This window comes from Colwellia sp. MB3u-41 (genome assembly GCF_014076845.1).
GTDB lineage: Bacteria > Pseudomonadota > Gammaproteobacteria > Enterobacterales > Alteromonadaceae > Colwellia_A.
This window is the reverse complement of sequence record NZ_JACGUT010000082.1, coordinates 361,918-387,977: the sequence shown is the minus strand read 5'-3', so window position 1 is coordinate 387,977 and position 26,060 is coordinate 361,918. Positions and strand designations below refer to the sequence as shown.

The following is a 26,060-nucleotide window of genomic DNA, read 5'->3' as shown; positions in this document are numbered from 1 at the left end:
TGTACTTTGAATTTTTAACTTGAAAGTCATTCGTTGAAAACAAAAAGTGGTGGCCCCTCCCTGAACTTAATTCGCAGTACAAGGTGTTGATTTAAAATGGTAATGTCAACTTTGTTTTTGTCTAGTACTACTTGTAGTACTACTAAATGATATATTCACTAATATTTTTAGTTTTTTTGTATTTATTTATAATAACACCGCTGAGTCGATTTATAACAAGTTAATTTTCTATCTAATAGTGACGTTGTAATATACCGAGCCGAAATGGTGTGACAGTCACGCTATAATTTTATAGCATCTTTATCGGCTTATTAAGTTAGAATTAACCAAATAAGCCACTTATTCCTAACCATAAAACATTCGGATGTTTATGTCCTTTTATTTACTTGTTAGTTTAAATCACTAACCTTGTCTCATTTTCTTTATTTTCCAAGAATGGTATACCAACCTCCATCGTGTAACTGAACTAGGATAGTCACCCTTTCTGTAACATTTGATTATTTCTTTATCAACAATCAATCTTATTTTATCTGCTTCTTTTAGCATCTTTCTAGCTAAAGGAATATCATCTTTAAGTCCTTGAATCCAATCGGTACAACGAGTAATTATAGATAAACCATCCTCTATACCATAAAGTTTATATCTATAGATTGTTTTTGCCTTCATTAAATGTTTTTTATGGTTACCAATAATTGTTTTGTATTTCTTGATTGATGAATTAAGCGAAGGATCATTTTGGTGAACCTCAATGCCATACTTCGTCAATAGAATATCAGCAGCAGAAAGTATACCTTGAATGCTTTCCCCCATTCCAATCATCCCATCTTCGATAAGAACTCTTATTGCTTCCTGACGTTTAATTTTTTCATCTATCTTTTTAGCTGTTATTGCACCAAATAGACTCATAACAGCAGTTAATGCTGTCATTACTAATGCTCCTATAGCTGCAATTGCTAAAATAGAGTCTTTATTTTCAGCTAAAAATTTCATTGTTTCTGCTTCAATCATTTTATACCTAATTAACCTAGCGAAATGTTAAGATATTAATATTTAGCTATAACCATAAGGCTATGGCCGACTGTTATTTTTAAACAGCTTGTTACGTTTTATTTAATTGGACACCAATACTATAAGTCATAATTGATACAAGACTATTTACTTTAGAAGCCTGAATCAAACTATCATCAATTTTACCAGCAATGATTACCCCAGTTACACCTCTTTTAGGAAATACTCTACGTATCAAACTGATGTACATATATATTTGATCAATAACTTTAATGCCAGCTCTCCCTGACTTTAATTCAACGACTAATAATGACCCATCATTAGTATTTTCAAGTAAGATATCTATCTTACGGGAACCAACTTCATATTCAACACCAACTGAAATCCCACCAAAAATAACATACTCTGGGAATAATTCAGGAATTTGTGAGCAAATTTGGGTCTGAAGGTCCACCTCATATTCAAAATTCATTGATGTTGCGCTTGTCTTAAGTGTTTCAGCTCTATTAGTGTCTGTTACTTGTAAATCTTGTAAATCTTGTAAATCATGTAAATCATGTAAATCAGAAATATGTTCGTCATCGTTATCTATATAGTTTTGAATGCTTCCCATCATGGATTTATAATGAGCAATTTCTTTTAAATGCTTGTGGAATTTACAATAAGAGGAAATAGCAGATCGAAATGCACCGGATTCCTGAGATCCAAAGTTTGTAAATTTTCCTTTTCTACCATACAAACTAGCTAACTTTTTTGTGCCTTCTACGTTATAGAGATCTACAGGATAACCAACTTGCTCAGAATAATGCTTAGATATAAGATGAAGAATACTTGGATATATCGAAACTTTATCTTCATTTCCTTTTTCAATTAACCACTGCTTAAATTTATTTTCCACTTAGTGTTTCCTATTGAGAACATAATGCCTCGTTAAGAGGCAAAAAATTATTAGCTAAAATTAGTAAAGAAGGAGTAAAAACCAATTGTTTGCCTGTTCATATTAATTCGTTTAAATGTTTACACTTAAATCGGCTAAGAATAAAACCTCTTTAAGGTTTAATTATTATGAAATGCTCACTATCTGGGATTTCTGTCAATGTGACTCCTGCTGCTTTTATGCATTTTATGCCTGGAGTGCAACACAAGCAGAAGTCGTTAGGAATGATATCCTCAGGCTTTACTTCAGCCTCTTCTGGAAGAATAACACTTTCCTTTTCATGAACAGCAAATAATATTTTTAATATTTTAAACATAGACAACCTTTTTAATCCGCCCGTTTGAAACGTCTTTTTCCTTCAGGCAATCCAAGTAACTTCCTGAGTCGATGAAATATTGCTGGTTTAAACATCATACTCTCTGGTAGAGGCTCACTCCAAAAATCTGCAGGTACTTCAGCATTATTAGGTGTGGTATCTTATTTTTAACTTTTTTCTTTATGCTCATTTTGAACGACAGATGATGCTCCATGTTCGAATCTTTAATCGAATCATTACTCATTACTCATTACTCATTACTCATTATTATCCCTTATAATTTTACTTGTTTGAGTTGCGAGTAACTTTAACCCTTTAAACAATAAGTACCTAGATTTAACTTTTACGCAATACAGCGCACTCAATAGCGCGCACTTTTTGAAATCCATATGGAATAGGTGTATCAAGCGGTTTTTATTTTTGAAAAGTAGCTGTGTGGTGCGCAAGACTCAAGCTTTCCATAATATAACTGTAAGTATGAGTCTAGCTAATGCTTGGCATAAAGGGCAGTACTACACTTAAATTTATACCTAAAATGATTAACTATTAGTTCAAGGATACTGAGAAAGGCTTTAATGCTTTGATTTTATTGATCCTTAAGATAGTTTCCATTTTTTTAAATCTTGCTTATAGCTAGGTGTTAACCCTTTATCTTCTAACCAATAGCTCCAATCATTCAAAGCAGCCCTACAATTAGGCATAGCAAGGGTTTGTATGTAGGCTTGATTTAGCTTATTTAGCGTATGGTTGAGTAAGAATTCGCCCACCATGTAATCAATACCTAATTCCATCCATAATGAACGAGCAAACTTTCTTAAATCATGTGCTGACCATTGCTTCTTCGCCATAGTAGAAATAATACAAGAGCCTTGATTGGGCGACATAGCTTTTCGTTTATTACTCTTTTGTGGAAAGAGATAGATTGACTTACCTACTGTCATTTGATGTTTTTTATAATATTTTAACCATGTAATAGCCAGCTCTGTTAATGGTAATAAATGAGATTTCTTAGTTTTTGTATCCTGTGCAGGAATACGCCATAACTTTTGTTCAAAGTCGAAAGCTTCCCACTTTGCATTTACTGTTTCACCTATGCGTGTGCCGTGTAGAACTAGCAAGACAAACAAAAGCTGATGTTCAATACTTTGCTTATTTAGGCTCTTAATAGCATTAAATAACGAACTTTGAGTTAGTCGTGTAGCTTTTACTTTGGGACGCTGGTTAGTGAACTCCGCTAAAGTACATTTAGGAAGTGGGTTGTATTGAATCAACTGAACCTGAATGGCTCTTTTAATGGCCGCGTTCAATACCGATAAAATATTATCGACGGTTGAAAGTGCTAGCTTGACCTGTAAAGGTTGAAATAGTACTTCATCAATTAACGGCAAGCTTATCGACGATATTTTAATATGCTCTAACAATGGTAATAAATGTTGTTTGATACATGCCTGTTGATTCTTCTTAGTGTGCTCCGCCAATGCTTTGTTATTGGCTAGCCGTTTGCTATACCATGTTAATAGCTCGCCTACTGTCTTAAATTCCACCTCATTAGGTATCGTACTTTTTAAAGCTGATTCTTTAGTTAATTGACTCATTTTTAATAACGAGTCTTTCGCTGATAACGCAGGATAACAGCCAAGTTTAATCCACTTAGTTTTACCTTGTTTGTGAAACACTCCGTAGAAAGTGCCTAGGTTTCTATCCTTTTGCATATATCGATAATAAACAGATTGGCGGTTATCTCTTAACTGCTGAACATCAGTATTACCTTGATGTATTTCAATAGCATTCTTTGAAAGATTTATTTTTAATGTTTTCATAATAAAAACTTTTGAATAACTAAATAAACAAACGGCATGACTAGTATTAGCCGTGTATTTAAACGTTATTCCTCCTGTTAGTGGTTATTCAAACATATAATTTTCTTTGTCTGCTTTTGAAATAAAAGAGGGATAACATAGGTTGTCTTTTTTTCCTGGTCTCATAATCGTTTGTACAATTACTTTATCCTCCATTCCCCTTTCAACTGCGCAATGTATCGTTTTTCCTACTTGATGCTTTGCATAAACCAAACCTTTTTTTAGTTCTTTATCGACGAATTGTATAACCTCCCTTCTTATTATCCGTGGTGTTGCACTTTTTAAAATCCTTTGATTAGCTTTGGGGTATGCACCAACAAAATAGCTGTCAGGATTAAACAAAGCATCTATAGGAATACAGTGACCTTTTCTTCCTTTTAATCTGACTTCATGCCTAAACCAGTTGGAGTATTCTTTCGAATCTTTAGGAAACTTTAACTGTTTACCTTTTTCATAGCCGATAATTTGCTTATAAGAATGGCGCGAACCAATATAAATGCTTTGCCCTGTAGGGCTAGAATGATTTTCTCGCAAAGGTGATGCCCCCGTTTTAGGAGCGTATAAGCCTTTACTAAAGCTTTGTTGAATGAAACGTAAACCATGCTTTTTTTCAAAAGTATCAACGGCAATATCAATTCGCTTAATAAAAGTTTCAGTTGTTTGCTCAAGTTCTTTCATTACAGAAAAATAAGTGTCATTTGTATTAATGTATGAACATCCTTTGCCAGACAATTCAACTCGAATAACATCATAGTCTTGGTTCCATTTAATTGCACCGCAAGCAGAATTGGTTTGGTCATTTGCTTTTAATAAACATCCATGATCAAAGTACTTTAAATTAGGCTCTGTATTAATAGACTTTATGCCTACTTCATTTAACCAATCTATGAGTACTTTACTGACATACTTAAATTCAATTTCATTTTTAGGTTTAAACTGTATATGTAAACAATCAATACGACTTTTCACTTCATTTATCATTAAAAAGGCACAATCTGTAACTGCTAATTGATCTGTGATGTTCGGTGCTGATCTACTGTTATTCATAGTGTTTTCGTTTAACCCTGTATTCTTGAATGGCTCTGTTATTATCTTATGAGTTAATAGATGAGGATTGATTGAAGTATTATTGTCCATTACATCGCTCCTCAATCCAGTTCATAAGATCAGACATTAGCCAGGCAACAGCACGTGCAGATAGTTTGATTCGCTTAGGGAATTTACCTTCTTTTTCTAGTTCCCAGCGACGGGTTCTGGAAAGTCCGGTAATTTGTTTACATTCAGCTTCGCGAACAAAGCGGTCTATTGGGTTAAAAACATTTAAGTTTGTAGTGTTCTGTAACATGTGAAGTATTCCTCAGTGGTTGGTTAGTTACTGAGGACGTACATTACTGATGGGACTTCGTGAAAAACTTCGTGTACGAAGTCTCACGAAGGTTTATTTAATTTTATTTTTAATATCTTTTTTTAATTCGGATATAGCTTTACCTACACTTTCTCTTGTTAGCGAATCGCCTACCGCGCCTGTTTCATCATCCAGCCATTTTACAACTGATGCTTTTGAATTGCCTGAAACAGATGTTATTTCAATTAGGTTATCAATTGTTTCACCTTCTGAAATACGAAGCTCATTCCAAATTATTGGTAATGTGACCTTTGATGGGCCAGTAAGCCTTTTTCTAAGATATTGACGAAATTTATTTTCTTGTTTTATTGATATAACCTGAGGAGAAATCTGTTCTTTACTTGGTTGTTTTGAATTTTTTTTTTCTAAGGACTTCAAATACCCAGAATTTTCAATCCCTTTATTTGTGGGCACAAAACCAATCACGTCAATAAAATCGCGAAGTCTATCAGTTAAAGATAAGATGTCATTTTTCTTCTCTGAAACGCTCATGTCAGGATGGTGTTCTACAAACTCAACCTGTTCTTCGATAGCCATAGCAGTATGGAGTAATCTTTCAAGCCACAAGTCTTCGCATTCATTTTCAAGCTGGCTTAATGGTTTCTCATATACCCAACTAAGCCATTGGGGATATCCTTCAACACCTTGAAGCATTTGAAGAGTGTTTCTATTAGCAAGTAAATTAGACATTTATTTATTCAATACAGCAAAAATGTGTGTATATGATATGGTCAATATTGCTTAAGGAACAGAGAAAAATAAAAATTCTGTAGATCGATACTGTTCACTATTACTCTTTGTAGAACTAAATTATCTATATAAAAGATAACTTTGTGGTAGATTATCTCTGCATAGATGAAGCCTATTATTAATAAGTTCCAGTCAGATAGCTTATAGTCGATTATTTGAACAAATGTAGGCTTTTCTTACTTTTTGAGTGTGTGTTTGAAAAGAAGTTAAAGATAAAAGCATCAAGGAAGATAATGATCCCAAATTACCAACAATTTATGCGTCCCTTTCTTGAGGTAGCTCAGGCCGCTAATGGCAATGAAGTTAAACTTCGTAATGTCATCAATGAACTTGCTGACAAATTTAACCTAACCGAAGTGGATAAAACTGAAACGCTACCTAGTGGTAAGCAAAGCATATTGGATAACCGTGTCGGTTGGGCACGCACCTATCTAACTAAAGCAGGTCTGCTAGAAGTGACTCGACGAGCACATTTTGTTATCACTGAACGTGGAACAAAAGCACTTCAAGATACCAATGCTGTTATAGATAATAAATATTTAAAGAAGTTTGATGAATTCATCGCATTTAAAGAACAGAAAAACGTAAGCAGCGAATCTACCGCCAGTGTAGACAAGGATAATGCTGATGATGTAGTCACGCCTGATGAAGCTCTTCGAGCTGCATATAAAGCAATCAATGATTCGTTAGCACAAGATATTCTAGAACGCACTCGCAAAGTCACACCAGCCTTTTTTGAAGACTTACTAATAGAGCTTCTTGTAGCCATGGGTTATGGAGGTACAGGTGAAGGTGCTGCTCACGCTTTAGGTAAATCAGGTGATAATGGTATTGATGGTGTTATAGATCAAGACCCGCTAGGTGTAGATCAGATATACATTCAAGCTAAACGTTATGCTCAGGGTAACAACATTGGTTCAGGTGATATCAGAGATTTTTTTGGCGCTTTAAATCTTAAAAAAGCACAGAAGGGGATATTTATTACTACGTCTGACTTCACCCCATCAGCAAACCAAACAGCTAAAGATTTAGGTATGCGTATAGTACTTATAAACGGAACTGAATTGGCCAAACTCATGTTGCGATATAACATTGGCAGCCGGGACGAACAGGTATTGCACCTGAAGAAAATCGATGAAGATTTTTTTGAAATATAAGTCGAAATATAAATTGAATAAAATAATCTAGAGAATTAAATAAACATGAACCAACAAGAAATCAAACAATTAGAAACCGAACTTTGGGATAGTGCTAATTCTCTTCGTGCAAACTCAAAACTTACTGCGGCTGAATATAAAGATCCTGTTCTTGGCCTAATTCTCCTACGTTATGCTCAAAACCGATACGACCAAGCAAAAGGCCAGATTGAAGCGAATATTCCTGACGGTCCTCGTGGCAAACGTGCGCCGACTAAGGAAGACTTTTTAGCTGCTGGTGCAATGATGCTGCCTGAGAAGTCACAGTTTGATTACTTAGCAGACCTGCCAGAGTCAGAATCATTAGATGAAGGCATTAACAATGCGATGAAGCTAATTGAAGAAGCTTACCCCGATTTATTGGGGGTATTACCAAAGAACTATCAAGAATTCGATGAAGACCTATTACGCGAACTCATTCGTGTATTTAATAAAGATTCCGTAAAGAAAATTAAAGGGGATGTTTTCGGTCGAATTTATGAGTTCTTCTTAATGAAGTTCTCAATGGATGGTGCCGGTGCGCAAGAAGGTGGAGAGTTTTTCACACCACCTTCACTGGTACAACTTATCGTAAATATGATAAAACCCGATCACGGTATTATTTATGATCCAGCCTGTGGTTCTGGCGGTATGTTTGTACAAACCAGTCATTTTATTGAAGAACAAGAGTTAGACAAAGGGCAAGGCGCATCGGTTAATTCAAAAATTACTTGTTATGGCTCAGAGCTAAAATCGAACAACCACCGCCTAGCAAAAATGAACTTAGCTATTCATGGTATTGAAGGTAAAATTATTGAAAGCAACAGCTTTTATTCTGACCCTCACGCACTTGTGGGCAAGTGTGACTTTGTTATGGCAAACCCGCCATTTAACGTCAAGAAAGTAGATAAGAATAAAGACTACGTGAAGACGGATGTACGTTTATTTAAAGATATTGGCATTCCTAAAGCCGATAATGGAAATTACTTATGGGTTCAATACTTCTATCACTATTTAAATGATCAAGGTCGTGCCGGTTTTGTTATGCCTAGCTCTGCTACTGATGCAGGCAATACTGAAAAAAACATACGTCAAAAACTGGTTGAAACAGGTGCTGTTGATTGTATAGTTTCGGTAGGCAACAATTTTTTTTATACCCGTTCGCTACCGTGCCACGTTTGGCTTTTAGACAAAGGTAAGCGAAAAGAGAACAAAGGCAAAATTTTAATGATCGATGCTCGTAATACCTTCCGAGTTGTCACCAACACCATTAACGATTATTCACCAGGGCAGTTAACTAACTTTAACGCCATTATGGAATCGTACCGTAATGATGAAACAGCTATTGCCTCAGCGCAAACCATCCATAATCAAGAAGCCATTTCACTCGCTAAAGATATAGCAAATGAAATCAACGGATTGCGCAAAGAGTGTAAAACTATTTTAGCAGCACCCAATGCCGATGACTTTAAAGGCGACAAACCAAACCTAAATTTCAGTTCCATTTCAGGTGAGCTAGATGAGCGACTTAGCGTTGCTGATGACAGTGATTTTGATACCTGCCAAACATGGAGTGAACGCTTTAACCAGCCCATAGAAACGTTATTTACACTAATCGAGCAATACCAATCAGAGTCTGACAAAGCCTTGGCTGACTGTAAATTGCAAGCGAAAGTGATAAAAGAAAGTCCCTCCATTACAGCCGAAGATAAAGCGGCTAAAGCTCAATCAAGTAAAAAAAATGCGCAGCTTAAAAAACAATTCGATGCTAATAGCCGTTTACTTAAATCACTGAACGCGGCATTAAACGTTCATAAAGCATTGCTTAAACAAGAGTTTGCCGATTACAAGCAACGCATCAAAGACTGGGAATCACTAAGAGAAAATTTCCCGAATGACCAATACCAAGATATCGAAGGCCTATGCAAAATAGTTAGCCGTGAAGAGGTTGAAGAAAACGATTACAGCTTAACGCCAGGAAGATACGTTGGTTATAGTGTTCAGGTAGATGACGACTTTGATTACGAGAAACGCATGAAATCTATTAAGTCAGAGCTACTTAACTTACAACAATCTTCAAATGAACTAATGAATCTAATTCAAGGTACACAATTATGACTCAGTTAGTTCCAATAGAATTAGGTGATTTTTGCATTGTAGACTCTGGGTTTGCTTTCAAGAGTGAACAATTCTCTGATGATAGTACGGATGTTTTTTTGGTTAAAGGAAGTAACTTAGGTCACAGAGAAATAAAATGGGATGATGGCCCATGGTGGAATGCAGATGATTTTGAAAAGTTTTCAAGATACCAGCTAGGAACTGACGATGTGTTACTAGCCATGGATCGTCCAATAGTGGGCGGTCAATTAAAGTACTTTTGGATAAACAAAAATGACCCTAAATCTCTATTGGTACAGCGAGTTGCTAGATTAAGAGCAAAAGATCCTGACGACCAAATATTTCTAAGGTATGTAATTGCAAGCCCTGCTTTCCTGCAGTACATAGATACCATTACAACAGGCGTTAACGTTCCGCATATCAGCGGACCGGATATTAGAAAATATAAGTTCCACCGGCCCAATAAAAAGAGCAGACTGAAAATAGCGGCTGTTCTGGAGACTTACGACGACCTCATTGAAAACAACCTGAAACGCATTAAATTTTTAGAAGAAATGGCGCAAATTACTTACGACGAATGGTTTGTTCGCATGAAATTCCCCGGCCATGAAGGTGCTGTTTTTGATGAAGTAACAGGACTACCAGAAGGTTGGCTTACAAACAATCTTGGCCACTACATAGATCATGAAATTGGAGGCGGATGGGGTGATGAAGAAATTTCAAAGGAATTTTCTGAGTCTGCATACGTAATTAGAGGTACTGACTTTAACGGATTACCGACAGGAGATACCAAAAATGTCCCTTTGAGGTGGCACAAAAAATCAAACTTAGCATCAAGGAAGCTAATAGCTGGAGATATTATCTTTGAAGTTTCAGGCGGAAGCCATCACGAAGGAGTTGCTAAAACATCTTTAATGACTGAAGAGCTCCTGTCTTTATTTGATGAAGATGTAATGTGTGCCAGTTTTTGTAAATTAGCCCGACCAACATCAATTAAAGTTAGTCACTTTTTATTCTATTTCTTGAGGTTTCTCAGAAAAAGTAAGGCATCTGAAGTTTTTGAGATTAGAAGTGCAAGCAATATAGTAAATTATAATTGGACAGCGTTCTTGAAATTTCAAAATGTAAATATCCCTAACGAACAGCTCTTAGAAGAATTTTACATACTCAGTAACAATACAACTCAGCAAATATCGGTTTTAGCGAAGCAAGTTAAGTTATCGAAAGAAGCTAGAGATATCCTTCTTCCAAGATTAATGACGGGCATGATTGATATCGAACAAGCTGAGCTACCAGAGGCTATGTTACAACGAGTCGAACAGCAAGAAGATGCCTAATAAATAAAAACTAAAGAATAAAAAGCACTAAAACAATAGAAAAGCATATTGAATGGAGTATCAATAAATGAGCTATGAGTATTCTGAAGATGGTTTAGTAGAAGCAGCCAGTGAAGAGGTATTGCTCGACTTGCAATGGCAAGTTGAAACCGCTTGGCATAAAGAAATATTATCGGAACAGGCTGACCGCAGCGACGGTTTGCTTGGCCGTGCCAATAAATCAGAAGTAATACTCGTTCGTTACCTCAAAAAAGCGCTTGTTAAGTTAAACCCCGAACTACCTGATATGGCTTATCAAAACGCCATTGACCAAATAACCCAAGTTGAAGCAGATAAAAGCTTAGGCGCAATTAATAAAGCCAAGCACGAGCTATTAACTAAGGGTGTGCAAGTTAGCTATCAGGACGATAAAGGCAAACTGCAAAAGAAACGCCTTAAAGTATTCAACTTTAATAAACCAACAGAAAACCATTTTCTCGCGGTTAGGCAATTTGAAGTAGTCGGTAAGCTTTATAACCGCCGCCCAGATATTGTTGGATTTGTTAATGGTATTCCGCTGGTGTTTTTTGAGCTTAAAGGCCACCACACCGACTTGCGAAATGCATATGAAGATAACCTTACCGATTATAAAGATACCATTCCTGAAGTGCTACATAGCAATGCCTTTATCATTTTAAGTAATGGTACAGCTTCTAGCGTAGGAACAATAACCAGCCCTTATAAGTTCTTTATTGAATGGAAGCGTATTGAAGAAGATGACAAAGGTGAAGTAAGCCTAGACACCATTTTGCGTGGCACATGTGAAAAACATCGATTACTCGATTTATTTGAAAACTTTTTACTGTTCGATGGTGAAGGCGATGATGTTGTTAAAATCATGGCGAAAAACCACCAATTTATTGGTGTAAATAAAGTGGTAGAGCAAGCTAAAAACATCAATGACCTAAAAGGTAAATTGGGCGTTTTTTGGCACACTCAAGGCTCCGGTAAATCTTACTCTATGGTATTCATTTGCCAAAAAATATTACGTAAGTTTGGCAAAAGCTACACCTTCTTAATTGTGGTTGACCGTACCGAGTTAGAAAATCAGCTTTATGATACCTTTACTGGCTGTGGCGCATTGACCGAAGAAAATATGCGAGCTAAGAGCCGGACTCATTTACGTGAATTACTCAGTGAAAATCATCGGTATGTGTTTACGCTGATCCATAAGTTCGCTATTGATAAGAAAAAAGAAACCGAATATCCGCTGATCACTGAAAGAGACAATATTATTGTTATTTCAGACGAGGCTCATAGGACTCAAGGCGGTACATACGCTCAAAATATGCGTTTTAAAGCCATTCCTAATGCGTCTTTCCTTGGCTGTACCGGCACACCACTTATTGATGATGAAGTAGAGCTTACTAAAAAGATTTTCGGTGGTTATGTATCTGTCTATGACTTTAAAAAAGCGATGGATGATGGTGCAACACTACCATTACGCTATTTAAATCGTGGTGAAAAACTGGATATTAAAAACCCAGATTTAGACGCACGCATGGCAGAAATCATCAATGATGAAGATTTAGATACCGACCAAATAGCTAAGCTTAGACGGGAATTTGCTAGAGATTACCCTATTCTTACCTCAGATGATCGCCTTGATAAAATAGCCAAAGACTTAGTTTGGCACTTTAACGAACGAGGTTATCAAGGTAAAGCTATGTTTGTGGCACTTGATAAGCCTACTGCGGTTCGCATGTATGAGTTAGTGATGGGTTATTGGCCCGAATACATTAAAGAGTTAAAGCAACGTATTGAAGATGCTAGCGATCAACAAGAAGAGCTTACTATTAAAAAACACTTAGCTCGTGTTGAAGAAACCGAAGTTTGTGTTGTGGTAAGTAGCGAGCAAAATGAAGTTAAAAAGTTTAAAGGGCTAGATTTAGATATACAAATACACCGTAAAAAAATGGTTGAACGAGATCTTGAAACTGAATTTAAAGACGAAGATAACCCATTCCGTTTAGCCATAGTTTGCGCCATGTGGATCACCGGCTTTGATGCGCCTTGTGTGTCTACAGTTTACTTAGATAAGCCTATTCAGGGGCATACTTTGATGCAAACTATTGCTCGTGCCAACCGAGTATATGACGATGAAAAAGAAAACGGTTTAATTGTTGATTACGGCAATGTGTATACCCAATTAGAAAAAGCCTATTCTGTATATGGTGAAGGAGATAAACCGACTTCACCAGGTGGTAAAGGTAATGGTGGCGAAGAAAAACCAACTAACCCTATTGAAAAGTTAGAAGGAATGGCCGATGAACTAGACGCTGCAATTCTCGCTGTTACTAATTTTTTATCTGAAGTTGACTTTAACCTTGATGATCTTGTTAACGCCAAAACAGCTATGGAGCGTTTAACTTCATTAGGCAAAGCGGCAAATGCAGTGAGTTTAAATGAAACAACACGAACTCAATTTGAAGTGGCCGCTCGTGAAGTCATGCGCAAATACAAAGCGCTTTATCCAGAGGAAATTGTTAAGCAATTTATTCCTCGCTATAACGCTATAGAAGCTATTTATACTCAGCTTAATCAAAAAACTAAATCTGCGGATATATCATCAGTAATGCGTAAACTTCAGCAAGAAGTAAGCATGAGCGTTAGCACACTAAAAAATGAAGTTAGAGAAGATGATTATGTTGATTTAGGTAATTTAGACTTTGACCGCCTTAGAAAAGCCTTCGCTAAATCTGAACAGAAAAATGCCGTTGTTTTTGATCTTCAAGAAGCGATAGAAAAGCAGCTTGAAAGAATGGTTCGTGAAAACCCTATTCGCCTTGAGTTTTACGAGAAATACAAAAATATTATTGCCGAATATAACGCAGGCAAAGACATTCAAGCAGTTCAAAAGGCATTTGATGACTTGAGTGACTTTATGAAAAACGATTTGAGCCCTGAGCAAGAAAGGGCAATGCGTGAAGGTTTAGATGAAGAGACTTTGGCCATTTACGACCTCCTTAAAAAGCCAACGTTAGAATCGGCTGACGAAAAAATAGTAAAAAAAGTAGCAAAAGAAACGTTAGAAAAACTTAAAGCTGAAAAACTGAAAGTAGACCGATGGCGTGAAAGCACACAGGTTAGTTCACAAGTTAAAACCATGATTAAAGATAGTCTAGAGTGGTTACCACAAGCACCTTACCCTGACGAAGAGTTAGCTGATTTAAACCTTGTTATTTATCAACATGTTTATGCAAACTATCAAGGTGCTGGTAATAGTACATACGGAGCATTCTAGGTACAAAAAATGGAATTAACTTTTAAAATAATAAAGCACAAAGCTTACCCGCCGCAAACTGGAAATCTGATAGCCTACTTGTGTGAAGATAACTGGGATGACTACTATTTCAAAACAGCATTTTCACTTATTGTTTTTGATGAACATGGCAATAAACATAATTTTGGGAATGTAAAAGTCGGTATCGTCGGCTTTGAAAGCGGCTGGATTTCGGAGAAGCTAGGTGATAACACTTTTTCTTACTTTAATGAAAGTGCATTTAGTTTAGGCCAAGACGAAGAGTACTATAAAAATATTAGAAGCCTACTTAGTGAAGAACTTGGTAATCAAATATTCGAAAAACTCAATGATATAGCATATTCAAGTAAAAGTTTTGATATAGCATTTGATGAGCCTGTTTTTAAAACATCGCTATTACGCTCAGTAAGCACTTCAGTTATTCACGGACAGTTCTCTAGAATAATTAAAGGTGAAGCGCCGTTATCTGAATTCGATTTTTCATATAAAAAAGCTCAAACTGAGAAAAACGCTCAAATAGATATAAGTTTCAAAGTAACCCCTGGCTCCTTACCTTCTAGCAATATACATGTTCTGATTGGTCGGAACGGCGTTGGCAAAACAACTTTACTAAACAACATAGTGAAAACAGTTATTGATGATTCAGCCGCTAAAGAAGAAGTTGGCGTGATGATCAGCAAACAAAATAACTGGGAAGAAATAAGGCTTCCTAAAGATTATTTCAGTAGTATATCTTCTGTTTCTTTCAGCGCATTTGACCCATTTATTCCACCTAAAAACAGAGCAGATAGGTCATTGGGTACTTGCTACTTTTATATTGGGTTAAAGAAAAATAGTGATCCCAACTCAAATGAGCTGAAAGGTGATGAAGCTATAAGAGCTGACTTTGTTAACAGCTTAGCTGTTTGTTTTGCTTTAAATGCTAAGAAAAAACGATGGCTACGAGCCATTAAAACTCTAGAATCTGATATTAACTTTGCAGAAATGGATCTCACCCGTTTAGGTGGTTTGGAAAAAATCAGTGAAGTTAAGAAATCAGCGTTAAATTTAGTAAGCCGAATGAGTTCAGGGCATACTATCATTTTGCTTACATTAACAAAACTTATTGAAACAATTGAAGAAAAAACTCTGGTATTGATTGATGAACCCGAGAGCCATCTGCATCCTCCATTACTTTCAGCATTTACAAGAGCTCTATCTGACTTACTGGTAGACAGAAATGCTGTTGCAATTATTGCTACTCACTCTCCTGTAATATTACAAGAAGTACCTAAAAGCTGTGTCTGGAAGTTAGAAAGAACGCGAAATGAAGGTGTTTCTTTTCGACCTGAAAATGAAACTTTTGGAGAAAATGTCGGTGTTTTAACTCGTGAAGTATTCGGTTTAGAAGTAACCAAATCGGGCTTTCATGCGTTGTTAATGGAGTCAGTTGAAACAGCCAAAAGTTTTGACGAAATCGTAGACCTATACAAAGGACAAATAGGGTTTGAAGGTCAGGCAATTCTCAGAGCGTTAATTGCCAATAGAGAGACCGATTAATATGCGAGCTATTCCGCCTCCTCTACTTACTTTTACTGATGTATTAAATACCTGTGTTGGTAGTATTAGCTGTCAAACGCTAACGCAGAATATAAATGCTATCAACCCCCAACTAAATAATGCAGTTCAAGACTTTGCTACAAAAGCAGCGACTGCTGACTTATTCAAAATACAGCCTTTTACTGGAGGGGATGATGACATTGTTGCAGGCCATGTGCCTAAAAAGCAATTAAAAGGGTTATATACATATCATATGGTCCCAGCTAGAAAGCCTGCGAGGCAGTATTATGATCAAATAATGATGCAAGCACCATTACTAATCTGCCCATTTTGCGGTTTTGGGCAAGTTACAACTCTGGATCATTATTTGCCTAAAGCTAAGTTCCCATTGTTATCAATCTTTCCGAAAAATTTAGTTCCAAGTTGTGCCGATTGTAATAAAGGTAAAAGTGCAGGAATCGCAGCGTCAAAGAATGAACAATGCTTACATCCTTATTTTGATCAAGGGCACTTTGTAAATGAGCAATGGATATTTGCTCAAGTCATTCAAACGACTCCTGCGACAATCAGGTATTTCGTACAAGCACCAAGCCATTGGTCGGCTTCTGATCAAGCTAGAGTAAATAGTCATTTTGATGACTTTAAACTAGCTAAACGCTTCAGTATTCAAGCGGGAGATGAAATATCTAACTTAAGAGGTGAGTTAGATATAGATTTTCAAATAAATCAACAAACAGGTGTAGAACAAGCTCTATTGAAAAAATGTGCAGGAGCATCACTACAGCATAAAAACAGCTGGAAAACAGCAATGTATCAAGCACTAGCAAGTAGTAACTGGTATTGTTCTGGCGGTTTTAAATAACACATACTTAATCAGGGAACAAAAAGAGACAAACTTAGCTTTGTCTCTTTTTTAAATGTGTATCTACAATTGAAAGTTATACTAACCTAATCAAAAGTACTCTATCTGTGGTGAAAGTACTTGAGCGGCGCCATAAATCAATAATCTGGTAGTGGGGGTGCTTAAGTCTTTGATAAGTTGTTGTTTATATGTTGGTGTCTGCATTCAGAACCAGAACATTGAGCAGTTAAAATTAGTTTTACATTTTAACTGCTCTATTTATCAAGAAAATTATTCATTAACTAGCTTCAATCCTTGAATCGAAACATTGGATGCAATGCTCATATCGCCTTTAGAACTCTGTTCAATATGGCTTGACCACCAGCACATTAAAACTCTTCTACGTTCAAGGTATTCAGCACGATTATACGCGCGTCGTACTTCATTTTTATCAACATGAGCAAGGGCTGATTCAATAACATCAGGATCAAAGCTTTGTTCGTTTAATGTAGTGCTGGCTAAAGCTCTTAAACCATGAGAAACCAGCTGACCATTAAACCCCATACGTTTCAGTGCCATGTTGGCAGTTTGGCTATTAGCATGGCTTTTAGGATCTCTATGGCTTGGAAATAGGTACTCTCTGTGGCCACTATTAGATTTAATAAACTCTAATAGTGATAATGTTTGTGGGGTGAGCGGTATGGTGTGAGGTTTGTTCATTTTCATGCGCTCAGCAGGTATGACCCAAATCTTCTCTTCAAAGTTAATATCTTTCCATCTTGCTGTTACCGCTTCAATGGGACGGGTCATGGTATGTAATTGCCACTCAACTAAACTCCGGGTAGTACGCATAATGCTAGCAACCGAGAGAGCCTTCATTAATTCAGGGAGGCGTTCAGGCTTAATCGTTGGCATATTGGTCTTTTTCGGGGCTGCAAACATTTTGGTAATTTCAGCAAGGTAATTAACTTCAATTAAGCCTGAAGCGACAGCAAGCCGCATGACTTCATTGATATTGCGACATAGGCGCTTTACTGTTTCTAAGCTTCCTTTATGGGCGATAGGATTCAATATATCAATTACCATCTTAGGTTTAACTAAGTGGATAGGTACATTCTCTAATTCAGGAAGAACGTGTCTTTCTAAATTACGCCATGCATGAGAGGCCGTTTCTGCTTTTACTTGCTGTTTTTTTAGTACTAACCATTTTACAGCAATAGTACCAAAGGTATTTTGTAGTTCTTCTTTGGCTAATTCAGTCGCCTCATCTCTATGAGTTTTAGGATCGATCTCTTTAGCAAGTAATTCTCTTGCTTCGCGTTTCTTTTGGCGAGCTTCTGCGAGGGTAACACTAGGATATGAACCTAGGCTTATGCTGGTACGTTTTTTTGTATATGGCTTAAAGTAATCGAGCAACCAAGTTTTTGTGCCATTAGGCTTTATTCTGAGTTGTAAGCCTTCACCGTCAGACAATTTATAGACTTTATCTTTGAGCTTAGCTTGTTTTACTTCTGTATTCGTTAGCGGAGTGACTATTTTTGCCATTTTAGTAGTACCAGAAATCGACGTTTAGTGTAGTACTACTAACTGTACTACTAAAAAATGCGAATGTCACCGTATGACAAAGTACAAAGGAGTACACTAAGTATTGATGTTTTAACGTTTCTATTGGGCTGCAGGATGATATGGAACGAGGTGGAACAAGAAAATGGTGGCCCCTCCCTGACTTGAACAGGGGACCTGTCGATTATGAGTCGAATGCTCTAACCAACTGAGCTAAGGGGCCATCTTTTTATCCGCTTTAAATTGAGACTTCAACTTAAAGCGGCGTGAAGTATAAGCATTTTTTATTTTGTTGTCACTAGCGTATTTTTAAAAAATGCTAAATTTTACATCGTTCGCTTAATTGTTAGGCGATATGGGTGATTTTATATCACCATTGCCTAGCTACTATTTATTGATAATGACTTTTCTCTTGGTTAATAAAGATAATGAAAGGATTGTTAACCATAATATTGTGCCGCCACTACTTTTTGTATTGGGGGTTGGTGTTATTACAACGGGGGCGACTACTGAAACAATAACACTTCCTGTACTTGATGCACCTCTGAAATCAGTGGCGGTGAGTTTAAATGTTAACGCAGTAGAAGTATTTGGGGCCGTAAAGCTTGCTGATAACATATCAGCGTTAGTTATCGATACGGCTGAGCCTGCTGTTTGCTCCCATAAGTAGGTCATACTGTCGCTTTCTGCATCTACGGCTTGAGCCGTTAACGTTACACCTTGATTAGTATTTACTTCAAAATTTTCTCTTAGAGTAACTACAGGTGCTGTATTTTTATCATCATCAGCAATCGTGAATATGATTTCTGCATTGCCACCTAATCGACTATTATCTATGCTTGATAAGGTTAAGGTGAACGTTTCATCATCTTCTTCTTCCATATCATCAATAATGGTTAATATAATTTTTTTAGTATCACTTTCACCTTCGCCCCAAGATACTTGCCCCGATACATCAATGATATCGCTACCAATAATCGCTTGTCCTGAAGTCAGTTGATATTGGAATGAGATACTGCCCGATGTGCTACCCATTCGGTTAATGTTTACGGCGTATTCACCAACATTCTCTGCGATTGTTTGTTCGTCGAATTCAAAGCTTCCCGTTCCTTTATCTATTAACCCATTAATATTGATGGTGTTGTAACTGTTTGAGCCAAGTGTTGCACCATTAGTTGGATTATATAAACGTATAAAGAAAGACTCTGACAATTCGGTATTTGTTAGGTCATCTGCAATATCAATACTTATTGTCTTATTCGCATTGTCGTTTGCAGCCCAAGTGAGTGTGTTGTTTTCTACATCAAAGTCGGTACCTTTTTTAGCGCTACCTTGAATAACTTGGTAACTTACCGCAGTACTTTCTGTAATGTTTGAACCATTACGTTGCACAATGAGGTTCAGTGTTGTTCCTTGAGCAATTTTCGTGCTTTTACTGGTAAAGCTGAACATTCCTTTCGTTGAAGCTTTAGCGTTATCTTTTAGTACATACAGACCACTGTTAATATCGCTAACAAGAATATTTCCTGACGGTAAAAATGGATACACGCCCCATGCACCATTAAAGCTCGCTGAGTTACTCGGTGTGAAAGTATCAAAGAACCCAACTTCAGTAGGCGTTGTTGGATCTGTAATGTCTAAAATGGTTAAGCCACGTTCGTAGTTAGACATATAGTATCTATTACCTCGAACAAAACCATTGTGATCAATCGCTTGTGTGGGGCCGGTCCATTGGCCAACCTGTGTTGGGTTCGTTAGATCCCCAATTGAAAATATTCTAACGGTGGTGTTTAATCCACCACGAAATTCATCAAACTCGTCATGTAATAAAATGAACTGCTTATCTTCAGTGCCCCAGCCAGAATGTACATATTTATTGTTCAAAGCTACATCGTTATATTCAGCTGTACCTAACTGGGCTGAGTTGTTTGGATCGGTTATATTCCATAACTTCATAACATCTTCATTAAAATCAATGAAAATAGTACAACTACCAGATGTTAAACCACAATCATTAAGTGCACGTTGGTCATCTATAACGAGAGAGGCCCCATCATGGGTGTAGCCAATACCAAAATTGTTAGCAGCAACGTTGACTAATGTTTTTGGGTTTTCTAATGAATAGCTTTGGAAAGCCCCACCTCTACTGTTTGTGCCAATAAGCTGTAGTGAAGCGGTTTGATCTGGAAGCGTTATATTAAGGGTATGATCAACATTAGTGATATAAACATTATGGGCTCTACTGACCACTTTATTCTTTTCAACTAAGGTTATTGAATGAGGAAGAGTGTTAAGGTCAATAATAGTCACATAGTCTGTTGGACCATTACGAACACCTTCGGTTGTAACATAAGCATAGGCTTGCCATAAATTGATAGTTTCATCAAAGTATTGGTAAACTTTTACATCTCTCCATTGAGATGTTACACCTGCAATAGTTCCTACTTCTACAGGAGTCATGGGGGCGGTTACATCAACTACAACGACACCATTGGTTACGCCCATAATAGCAAATTCATTACCCGTATTTAAATCGACATGTCCCCAAATGTCGTTGCCTTCAACAGGATCACTCGACATTGCAGTTAATGGGAGATGAGCGAGCAAATCAATGTTATTACAGTCAAAAATATCAGCTTTGCCATTAACACAAGGTTCATTTGCTTGGCTTTCACTGAGTTGATAATAACTTGCAAGTTTTTGTTTTAAATCTTTATCATTAGCAAAGGCTTTACCATCAGCAATAACGCGAAAACCGTTACTACGAAGCTCATCAACCATTTCAATTGGAATATTATGTAAAGTGGTCACATTTGACTGAGGGCTTTGTGATTGGTAATGATCAAATTGATTATAGCCTCCAACGACTGACACAAGAGCACTTTTTAAATAAAATAGTTCTTCGCTTGAAGTGATTGTAAAGTCGCCTGAAGCAACAAGTACGTTGTCACCCTTGTTTGCCTGGCTAACAGCATAAGCAATTGTTTTGCAGGGTCTAAGAACATTATCACAGCGGTCTTTATCTACGCCATTAATAGCAACAAATCTCGACTTATCATGCTCTGAATGAGCTAATGTATTTGAAGAGAGTAAAAAATAGGATATTGAAATAATTGCAATGCTAAGAGGTAATGATATTTTAGCCATAATGTGCTCGTTTTTTATTTAGCTGTTCAATATTTGATGGCTTTACCATAGCAAGTTAACGTACAATTTAAAACTGACTCGTTAACATTACCTTAACTTCATGTAAATATTACTTTGCATTCAACGATTAAGCCTTATTCAAATGAACCGTTATATATTAAAATTTTTTTTATCTATCACACCTATTTTTGGGTTAAGTATAACCTTACTTTCAGGATGTTTTCAAAAGGCGAACCCCACAAAAATTACCTTTCAAGCTTTTTATAAAAATACTGCCATCAACTGTGCGAGTAGTTTTTCTGATGTTCATGAATTAAAAAGTAGCGAACCACAACAGTGGCAATATCAGCAGTTACAGTTTTTTATCCATGGCGTTGAGGTGAATACCAGCAGTAATGGTTGGCAGCCTTGGCTGATGACAACAAATGCAAATCAAGCAGACAATGTCGCTTTATTGGGAGAGGTATGTGATAGAAAAAATAGCAAAGGTTATTGGCAACTCGAATTAATACCCTTAAATGAATCGGTTGTTGTTACTGATATTCGTTTTACTTTAGGTGTACCATTTACACTTAATCACCTGAATCCATTAACCCAACCTAGTCCATTAAATGAGGCTTCAATGTTTTGGGGATGGCAAGGGGGGCATAAATTTATGCGGGCCGAGTTAGTCTCTCAAAACGATGACTGGCTATTTCACCTAGGCTCTACCGGTTGTAAAGCATTAAGCCCAGTACGTGCACCAAAAAATGAATGTTTGTATCCTAATCGCGTGTCTGTTTCTTTACCTTTTACCTTGGAAAATTCTACCATTGAATTTGATTTAGCGTTGTTAGTGCGAGATGTTGGATTAGCACGCAAAAATAGTTGTCAATCGGCAGCCGACGAAGAAAGCTGTAAAATGTTATTTAAAAATTTAGGTTTGGGAGCGAATAGTAGTAATGAATCGTTGTTATTTAAGACAAAAAATAATGAGTAATGGGCTTCTACATCGGGTTAAATTAACACTTCAGTGCTTATTCACTTTTGGCATTTTTTTGGTTTTGCAATCATGTAGTGAGAATAAGAAGCTAGAAAGTGATTATCAGTGGCCAATTATCGCGGGATTCCCTAAACCACAAGTGCCGCAAGATAACCCGATGACCCAAGCAAAAGTTAATTTAGGTAAACAACTCTTTTTTGATAAAAGTTTATCTGCCAATCAACAACAAGCTTGCGCCAGTTGTCATCATCAAGAATTTTCTTTTGGTGAAAATATCCCACACTCATTTGGTAGCACCGCACAACCACATCGACGTAATGCCTCTGCTTTAGTTAACATAGCGTACAACAAAACATTAACGTGGGCCCATGACGGTTTAACCTCTATTGAACAGCAAATACTATTACCTATGTTTGGTGAATCACCGGTTGAATTAGGTATAACTGGCCATGAAGATCAGGTTTTAGCGCGATTTAATACCAAGAGTTATCAGCGTTTATTCACTGAAGCCTTCCCAGAAAAAACCATAAGTTTCGATTTAATTGTTAAAGCATTAGCGAGTTACGTACGCAGTTTAATTTCTTTAGATTCGCCTTTTGATAGCTACGCATATTTGGCTAACGACAATGCTATATCCGCAGAAGCTTTACGAGGGATGAATCTGTTTTTCTCAGAAAGGCTCGAGTGTCATCATTGTCATGGTGGATTTAATTTTACGCAGTCTACCAGCCATGAAAAACAGCTAATTGATCGCAGACCTTTTCATAATACGGGTTTGTATAATGTAAGTAATAGTCACAAATCAGGTTACCCAAAAAATGATACAGGTTTAGCAGAAATTTCAACCTTAGCAAGGGACGATGGTCGGTTTAGAGCGCCCACTTTACGTAATATTGAAGTCAGTGCTCCCTATATGCATGATGGCAGTATGGCGAATTTATCCGACGTTATTGATTTTTATGCGGCAGGTGGAAGAAATATTACAACAGGAAAACATCAAGGAGATGGTCGAAAAAATCCATTAAAAAGTCAGTTTATCAAAGGATTTACTTTGACCACCGCAGAAAAAAACGATTTGCTGGCTTTCTTGAAAACACTCACGGACCAAACATTTTTATCTGATCCCAAGCATATTATTGTTGAGAAGTAAGTCTTAAAACGTGAAGGTTAAACCTGCTGATAATTCACTTTGCACCCACATGTCGCTTGATATTGCGACTTCACAGGTATTGTTATCACAGAATATTGCATCTTTAGCGTCAATAAGTGTTGCATAGACTCTTGCACCTAAGCGAATAGCTACCTGTTCACTTAATTGTAATTTGCTATGAAACCCTAAATTAACCGACAGTTTGGTTTCATCATCAAGTTCTTTTGCATCAGGTGAAAAATGCGTAATACCAAAGCCACCAGAAAACCAGAAGGGTATTAAGGTGTTTGAAATGGGCACATTACCGCCGATGTGTAGGTAGCTTACTGACAGATCACTCGTATATGGTGTTAATAAACTTGCAGGTATTAGTTCACTCTCATAGTGGCTGAACAGTAATTCTCCTTGGCGTTTATCATCATAAGGCCAAGCGACAATTACGCCAAAACTTGAACTTTCATCTATCTCAACTTCTAACGATTGGGGTTCACTCATATCATAAAAGTCACCTGCAACAGTAAAGTCCCCCCCTAAACGGTAACCTGCAAAGGGAGTTACTTCGATAGGCTCAGATTTAGACGCTAACGTCGGTAGTGTTAAAAATAAAGAAAGTAATAGAATGATAAAGCGCATTGAAAGTCCTTTTATAGAATATGGGTTAAGTCGAGTTAATTTTAGGTAAAAAAAATCCAGTAAGTCATTACTGGATTTTAAGTCATCTATTTAAAAATGAAAGGTTTATTCGCCGTCTAAGAAACTTTTCAGTTGTTCAGAGCGAGAAGGGTGACGTAGTTTACGTAACGCTTTTGCTTCAATTTGACGAATACGTTCACGCGTAACATCAAATTGTTTACCTACTTCTTCTAAAGTATGGTCGGTATTCATATCGATACCAAAACGCATTCTTAGCACTTTAGCTTCACGAGCGGTTAAGCCAGCTAATACTTCGTGTGTAGCAAATTTCAAGTTTTCTGCAGTAGCAGAATCAACAGGTAGCTCACCGTTACCATCTTCAATGAAATCGCCTAAGTGTGAATCTTCGTCATCACCAATAGGGGTTTCCATTGAAATAGGCTCTTTAGCAATTTTTAATACCTTACGGATTTTATCTTCAGGCATTATCATACGTTCTGCTAATTCTTCAGGTGTTGGCTCGCGTCCCATTTCTTGTAACATTTGACGTGAAATACGATTCAATTTATTGATCGTTTCAATCATATGTACTGGGATACGAATCGTTCTGGCTTGGTCAGCAATTGAACGAGTGATCGCTTGACGGATCCACCACGTTGCATACGTTGAAAATTTGTAACCACGACGGTATTCAAATTTATCAACCGCTTTCATCAAACCAATGTTACCTTCTTGAATTAAATCTAAGAATTGTAAACCACGGTTGGTGTATTTTTTCGCAATTGAAATAACAAGACGTAAGTTAGCTTCAACCATTTCTTTTTTCGCACGACGAGCCTTAGCTTCACCGATAGACATACGACGATTAATATCTTTAATACCGTGTACATTTAAGAACGTTTCTTTTTCTAATTGGTTTAATTTATAAATACAGCGTTCAACGTCTAGTTCAATATCAGACATTTTTGCTGAGTAAGCATGACCTGCAGCTTTATGTTCGTTAAACCAATCTTTAGAGGTTTCATTACCAGGGAATATCTTAATAAACGTTGTTTTAGGCATGCCCGCACCAACAACACAGTGCTTCATGATTAAACGTTCTTGAATACGTAATCTATCCATTACGCTACGCATGTTTTTAACAAGCTTATCAAAGAGTTTAGGTATTAAACGGAATTCTTTAAATACTTCAGCTAGATCATCAATTGCTGATTGTGCGTCTTTATGACCACGACCTTTAGCATCAATAACTTTATTTGCTTTCTCATAGGCATTGCGAAGCAATGTGAACTTTTCTTTAGCAAGCTCAGGACAAGGACCTGTATCTTCTTCTTCCTCGTCTTCATCATCAGCTTTGTCTTCATCACTTAGATCTTCTTTCGAAAGTTCTGAGCCAATATGAGTCGCTGCCGCTGGAATTTCTTCTTCTTCGGCATCAGGGTCTAAAAAGCCAACAATAATGTCAGTTAAACGTACTTCTTCAGCTTCAAAGTTGTCCCACATATCGAGTAAAAAATTGATTGCCGGCGGATATTCAGCAACACTACGCTGAACTTCCTTAATGCCTTCTTCAATACGCTTGGCGATTACAATTTCGCCTTTACGTGTTAATAGTTCAACCGTACCCATTTCACGCATGTACATGCGGACAGGATCTGTTGTTCTACCAATTTCGCTTTCAACCGTAGCAAGTGCCTGGGCTGCTGCCTCAGCAGCATCTTCATCAGTATTACCTTCTGTCATCATCAAAGTATCTTGATCTGGAGCAGTTTCGAATACTTGAATACCCATGTCGTTGATCATTCTAACGATGTCTTCAACTTGGTCTGAATCGATTATGTCTTGTGGAAGGTGATCGTTAACTTGTGCAAAAGTTAAGTAACCTTGCTCTTTACCTTTGGTAATGAGCTCTTTAAGTCTAGATTGTGGGGCTTGATTCATTGACGAGTGTCCACCTAAATTATGGCTATCAAAATGAAAACAGTAAGCCGGAAATTAT

General features: G+C 37.0%; 19 protein-coding genes and 1 tRNA gene. 8 read left to right on the top strand and 12 right to left on the bottom strand.

Annotated features, from left to right (window positions below):
• Positions 1–402: 402 nt before the first annotated feature.
• The 7 genes from H4J73_RS15515 to H4J73_RS15485 form a co-directional block, all read right to left on the bottom strand.
• Positions 403–1,008: a hypothetical protein gene (locus H4J73_RS15515; protein WP_182223594.1), complete on the bottom strand. Its 606-nt coding sequence runs from the start codon at positions 1,006–1,008 to the stop codon at positions 403–405.
• Between the two features lie 91 nt (positions 1,009–1,099).
• Positions 1,100–1,906 carry an endonuclease NucS domain-containing protein gene (locus H4J73_RS20830; RefSeq protein WP_182250273.1) on the bottom strand — a complete coding sequence of 269 codons (807 nt, stop codon included), beginning with the start codon at positions 1,904–1,906 and terminating at the stop codon, positions 1,100–1,102.
• A 151-nt stretch (positions 1,907–2,057) separates the two neighbouring features.
• Positions 2,058–2,261, bottom strand: a complete 204-nt coding sequence (locus tag H4J73_RS15505) for a hypothetical protein (protein ID WP_182223596.1) — start codon at positions 2,259–2,261, stop codon at positions 2,058–2,060.
• A gap of 596 nt (positions 2,262–2,857) precedes the next feature.
• Entirely contained in the window at positions 2,858–4,081 is a 1,224-nt protein-coding gene (locus tag H4J73_RS15500; RefSeq protein WP_182223597.1) for a site-specific integrase, read from the bottom strand.
• An 84-nt stretch (positions 4,082–4,165) separates the two neighbouring features.
• A complete protein-coding gene (locus H4J73_RS15495) occupies positions 4,166–5,257 on the bottom strand; it encodes a replication initiation factor domain-containing protein (protein ID WP_182223598.1) in 1,092 nt (363 codons plus the stop codon).
• Positions 5,247–5,465 (bottom strand): AlpA family transcriptional regulator, encoded by a 219-nt coding sequence (locus tag H4J73_RS15490; protein WP_182223599.1) that lies wholly within the window; start codon positions 5,463–5,465, stop codon positions 5,247–5,249. The genes H4J73_RS15495 and H4J73_RS15490 overlap by 11 nt, the downstream gene beginning before the upstream one ends.
• A gap of 93 nt (positions 5,466–5,558) precedes the next feature.
• Positions 5,559–6,215 (bottom strand): hypothetical protein, encoded by a 657-nt coding sequence (locus H4J73_RS15485; protein ID WP_182223600.1) that lies wholly within the window; start codon positions 6,213–6,215, stop codon positions 5,559–5,561.
• Positions 6,216–6,508: 293 nt separating this feature from the next.
• Between H4J73_RS15485 and H4J73_RS15480 the strand changes: the two genes are divergently transcribed.
• The 6 genes from H4J73_RS15480 (at position 6,509) to H4J73_RS15455 (ending at position 16,607) form a co-directional block, all read left to right on the top strand.
• The gene (locus tag H4J73_RS15480; protein ID WP_182223601.1) at positions 6,509–7,432 is read left to right on the top strand and encodes a restriction endonuclease; all 924 of its coding nucleotides are present in this window, start codon (positions 6,509–6,511) and stop codon (positions 7,430–7,432) included.
• A gap of 45 nt (positions 7,433–7,477) precedes the next feature.
• A complete protein-coding gene (locus tag H4J73_RS15475) occupies positions 7,478–9,568 on the top strand; it encodes a class I SAM-dependent DNA methyltransferase (RefSeq protein WP_182223602.1) in 2,091 nt (696 codons plus the stop codon).
• Positions 9,565–10,905 carry a restriction endonuclease subunit S gene (locus H4J73_RS15470; protein ID WP_182223603.1) on the top strand — a complete coding sequence of 447 codons (1,341 nt, stop codon included), beginning with the start codon at positions 9,565–9,567 and terminating at the stop codon, positions 10,903–10,905. Before H4J73_RS15475 ends, H4J73_RS15470 begins: the two co-directional genes overlap by 4 nt.
• 67 nt (positions 10,906–10,972) lie before the next feature.
• Complete coding sequence (locus H4J73_RS15465) at positions 10,973–14,188, top strand: type I restriction endonuclease subunit R (protein WP_182223604.1); 3,216 nt, start codon at positions 10,973–10,975, stop codon at positions 14,186–14,188.
• 9 nt (positions 14,189–14,197) lie between these two features.
• The gene (locus tag H4J73_RS15460; RefSeq protein WP_182223605.1) at positions 14,198–15,745 is read left to right on the top strand and encodes an AAA family ATPase; all 1,548 of its coding nucleotides are present in this window, start codon (positions 14,198–14,200) and stop codon (positions 15,743–15,745) included.
• Position 15,746: 1 nt separating this feature from the next.
• Complete coding sequence (locus tag H4J73_RS15455; RefSeq protein WP_182223606.1) at positions 15,747–16,607, top strand: HNH endonuclease; 861 nt, start codon at positions 15,747–15,749, stop codon at positions 16,605–16,607.
• A gap of 270 nt (positions 16,608–16,877) precedes the next feature.
• On the opposite strand, the gene H4J73_RS15450 is transcribed toward H4J73_RS15455, so the two are convergent.
• The 3 genes from H4J73_RS15450 to H4J73_RS15440 form a co-directional block, all read right to left on the bottom strand.
• Positions 16,878–18,131: an integrase domain-containing protein gene (locus H4J73_RS15450; RefSeq protein WP_182223607.1), complete on the bottom strand. Its 1,254-nt coding sequence runs from the start codon at positions 18,129–18,131 to the stop codon at positions 16,878–16,880.
• Between the two features lie 164 nt (positions 18,132–18,295).
• Positions 18,296–18,372 (bottom strand) — tRNA-Ile (locus H4J73_RS15445).
• Between the two features lie 164 nt (positions 18,373–18,536).
• Positions 18,537–21,296, bottom strand: a complete 2,760-nt coding sequence (locus tag H4J73_RS15440) for a choice-of-anchor B family protein (protein ID WP_182223608.1) — start codon at positions 21,294–21,296, stop codon at positions 18,537–18,539.
• Positions 21,297–21,438: 142 nt separating this feature from the next.
• Between H4J73_RS15440 and H4J73_RS15435 the strand changes: the two genes are divergently transcribed.
• Positions 21,439–22,275 carry an MbnP family copper-binding protein gene (locus tag H4J73_RS15435; RefSeq protein ID WP_182223609.1) on the top strand — a complete coding sequence of 279 codons (837 nt, stop codon included), beginning with the start codon at positions 21,439–21,441 and terminating at the stop codon, positions 22,273–22,275.
• Positions 22,268–23,428, top strand: a complete 1,161-nt coding sequence (locus H4J73_RS15430) for an MbnH family di-heme enzyme (RefSeq protein WP_182177214.1) — start codon at positions 22,268–22,270, stop codon at positions 23,426–23,428. Before H4J73_RS15435 ends, H4J73_RS15430 begins: the two co-directional genes overlap by 8 nt.
• Positions 23,429–23,431: 3 nt before the next feature.
• Here H4J73_RS15430 and H4J73_RS15425 read toward each other — a convergent pair whose 3' ends face one another.
• Complete coding sequence (locus H4J73_RS15425) at positions 23,432–24,061, bottom strand: hypothetical protein (RefSeq protein WP_182177213.1); 630 nt, start codon at positions 24,059–24,061, stop codon at positions 23,432–23,434.
• A 105-nt stretch (positions 24,062–24,166) separates the two neighbouring features.
• Positions 24,167–26,002 (bottom strand): RNA polymerase sigma factor RpoD, encoded by a 1,836-nt coding sequence (rpoD, locus tag H4J73_RS15420; RefSeq protein WP_182177212.1) that lies wholly within the window; start codon positions 26,000–26,002, stop codon positions 24,167–24,169.
• Positions 26,003–26,060: the final 58 nt, after the last annotated feature.

Coding starts and splice junctions, on each gene's coding strand:
- H4J73_RS15515 (WP_182223594.1), bottom strand. CDS start 1,008: ATGATTGAAGCAGAAACAATGAAATTTTTAGCTGAAAATAAAGACTCT.
- H4J73_RS15505 (WP_182223596.1), bottom strand. CDS start 2,261: ATGTTTAAAATATTAAAAATATTATTTGCTGTTCATGAAAAGGAAAGT.
- H4J73_RS15500 (WP_182223597.1), bottom strand. CDS start 4,081: ATGAAAACATTAAAAATAAATCTTTCAAAGAATGCTATTGAAATACAT.
- H4J73_RS15495 (WP_182223598.1), bottom strand. CDS start 5,257: ATGGACAATAATACTTCAATCAATCCTCATCTATTAACTCATAAGATA.
- H4J73_RS15490 (WP_182223599.1), bottom strand. CDS start 5,465: ATGTTACAGAACACTACAAACTTAAATGTTTTTAACCCAATAGACCGC.
- H4J73_RS15485 (WP_182223600.1), bottom strand. CDS start 6,215: ATGTCTAATTTACTTGCTAATAGAAACACTCTTCAAATGCTTCAAGGT.
- H4J73_RS15480 (WP_182223601.1), top strand. CDS start 6,509: ATGATCCCAAATTACCAACAATTTATGCGTCCCTTTCTTGAGGTAGCT.
- H4J73_RS15475 (WP_182223602.1), top strand. CDS start 7,478: ATGAACCAACAAGAAATCAAACAATTAGAAACCGAACTTTGGGATAGT.
- H4J73_RS15470 (WP_182223603.1), top strand. CDS start 9,565: ATGACTCAGTTAGTTCCAATAGAATTAGGTGATTTTTGCATTGTAGAC.
- H4J73_RS15465 (WP_182223604.1), top strand. CDS start 10,973: ATGAGCTATGAGTATTCTGAAGATGGTTTAGTAGAAGCAGCCAGTGAA.
- H4J73_RS15460 (WP_182223605.1), top strand. CDS start 14,198: ATGGAATTAACTTTTAAAATAATAAAGCACAAAGCTTACCCGCCGCAA.
- H4J73_RS15455 (WP_182223606.1), top strand. CDS start 15,747: ATGCGAGCTATTCCGCCTCCTCTACTTACTTTTACTGATGTATTAAAT.
- H4J73_RS15450 (WP_182223607.1), bottom strand. CDS start 18,131: ATGGCAAAAATAGTCACTCCGCTAACGAATACAGAAGTAAAACAAGCT.
- H4J73_RS15440 (WP_182223608.1), bottom strand. CDS start 21,296: ATGGCTAAAATATCATTACCTCTTAGCATTGCAATTATTTCAATATCC.
- H4J73_RS15435 (WP_182223609.1), top strand. CDS start 21,439: ATGAACCGTTATATATTAAAATTTTTTTTATCTATCACACCTATTTTT.
- H4J73_RS15430 (WP_182177214.1), top strand. CDS start 22,268: ATGAGTAATGGGCTTCTACATCGGGTTAAATTAACACTTCAGTGCTTA.
- H4J73_RS15425 (WP_182177213.1), bottom strand. CDS start 24,061: ATGCGCTTTATCATTCTATTACTTTCTTTATTTTTAACACTACCGACG.
- rpoD (WP_182177212.1), bottom strand. CDS start 26,002: ATGAATCAAGCCCCACAATCTAGACTTAAAGAGCTCATTACCAAAGGT.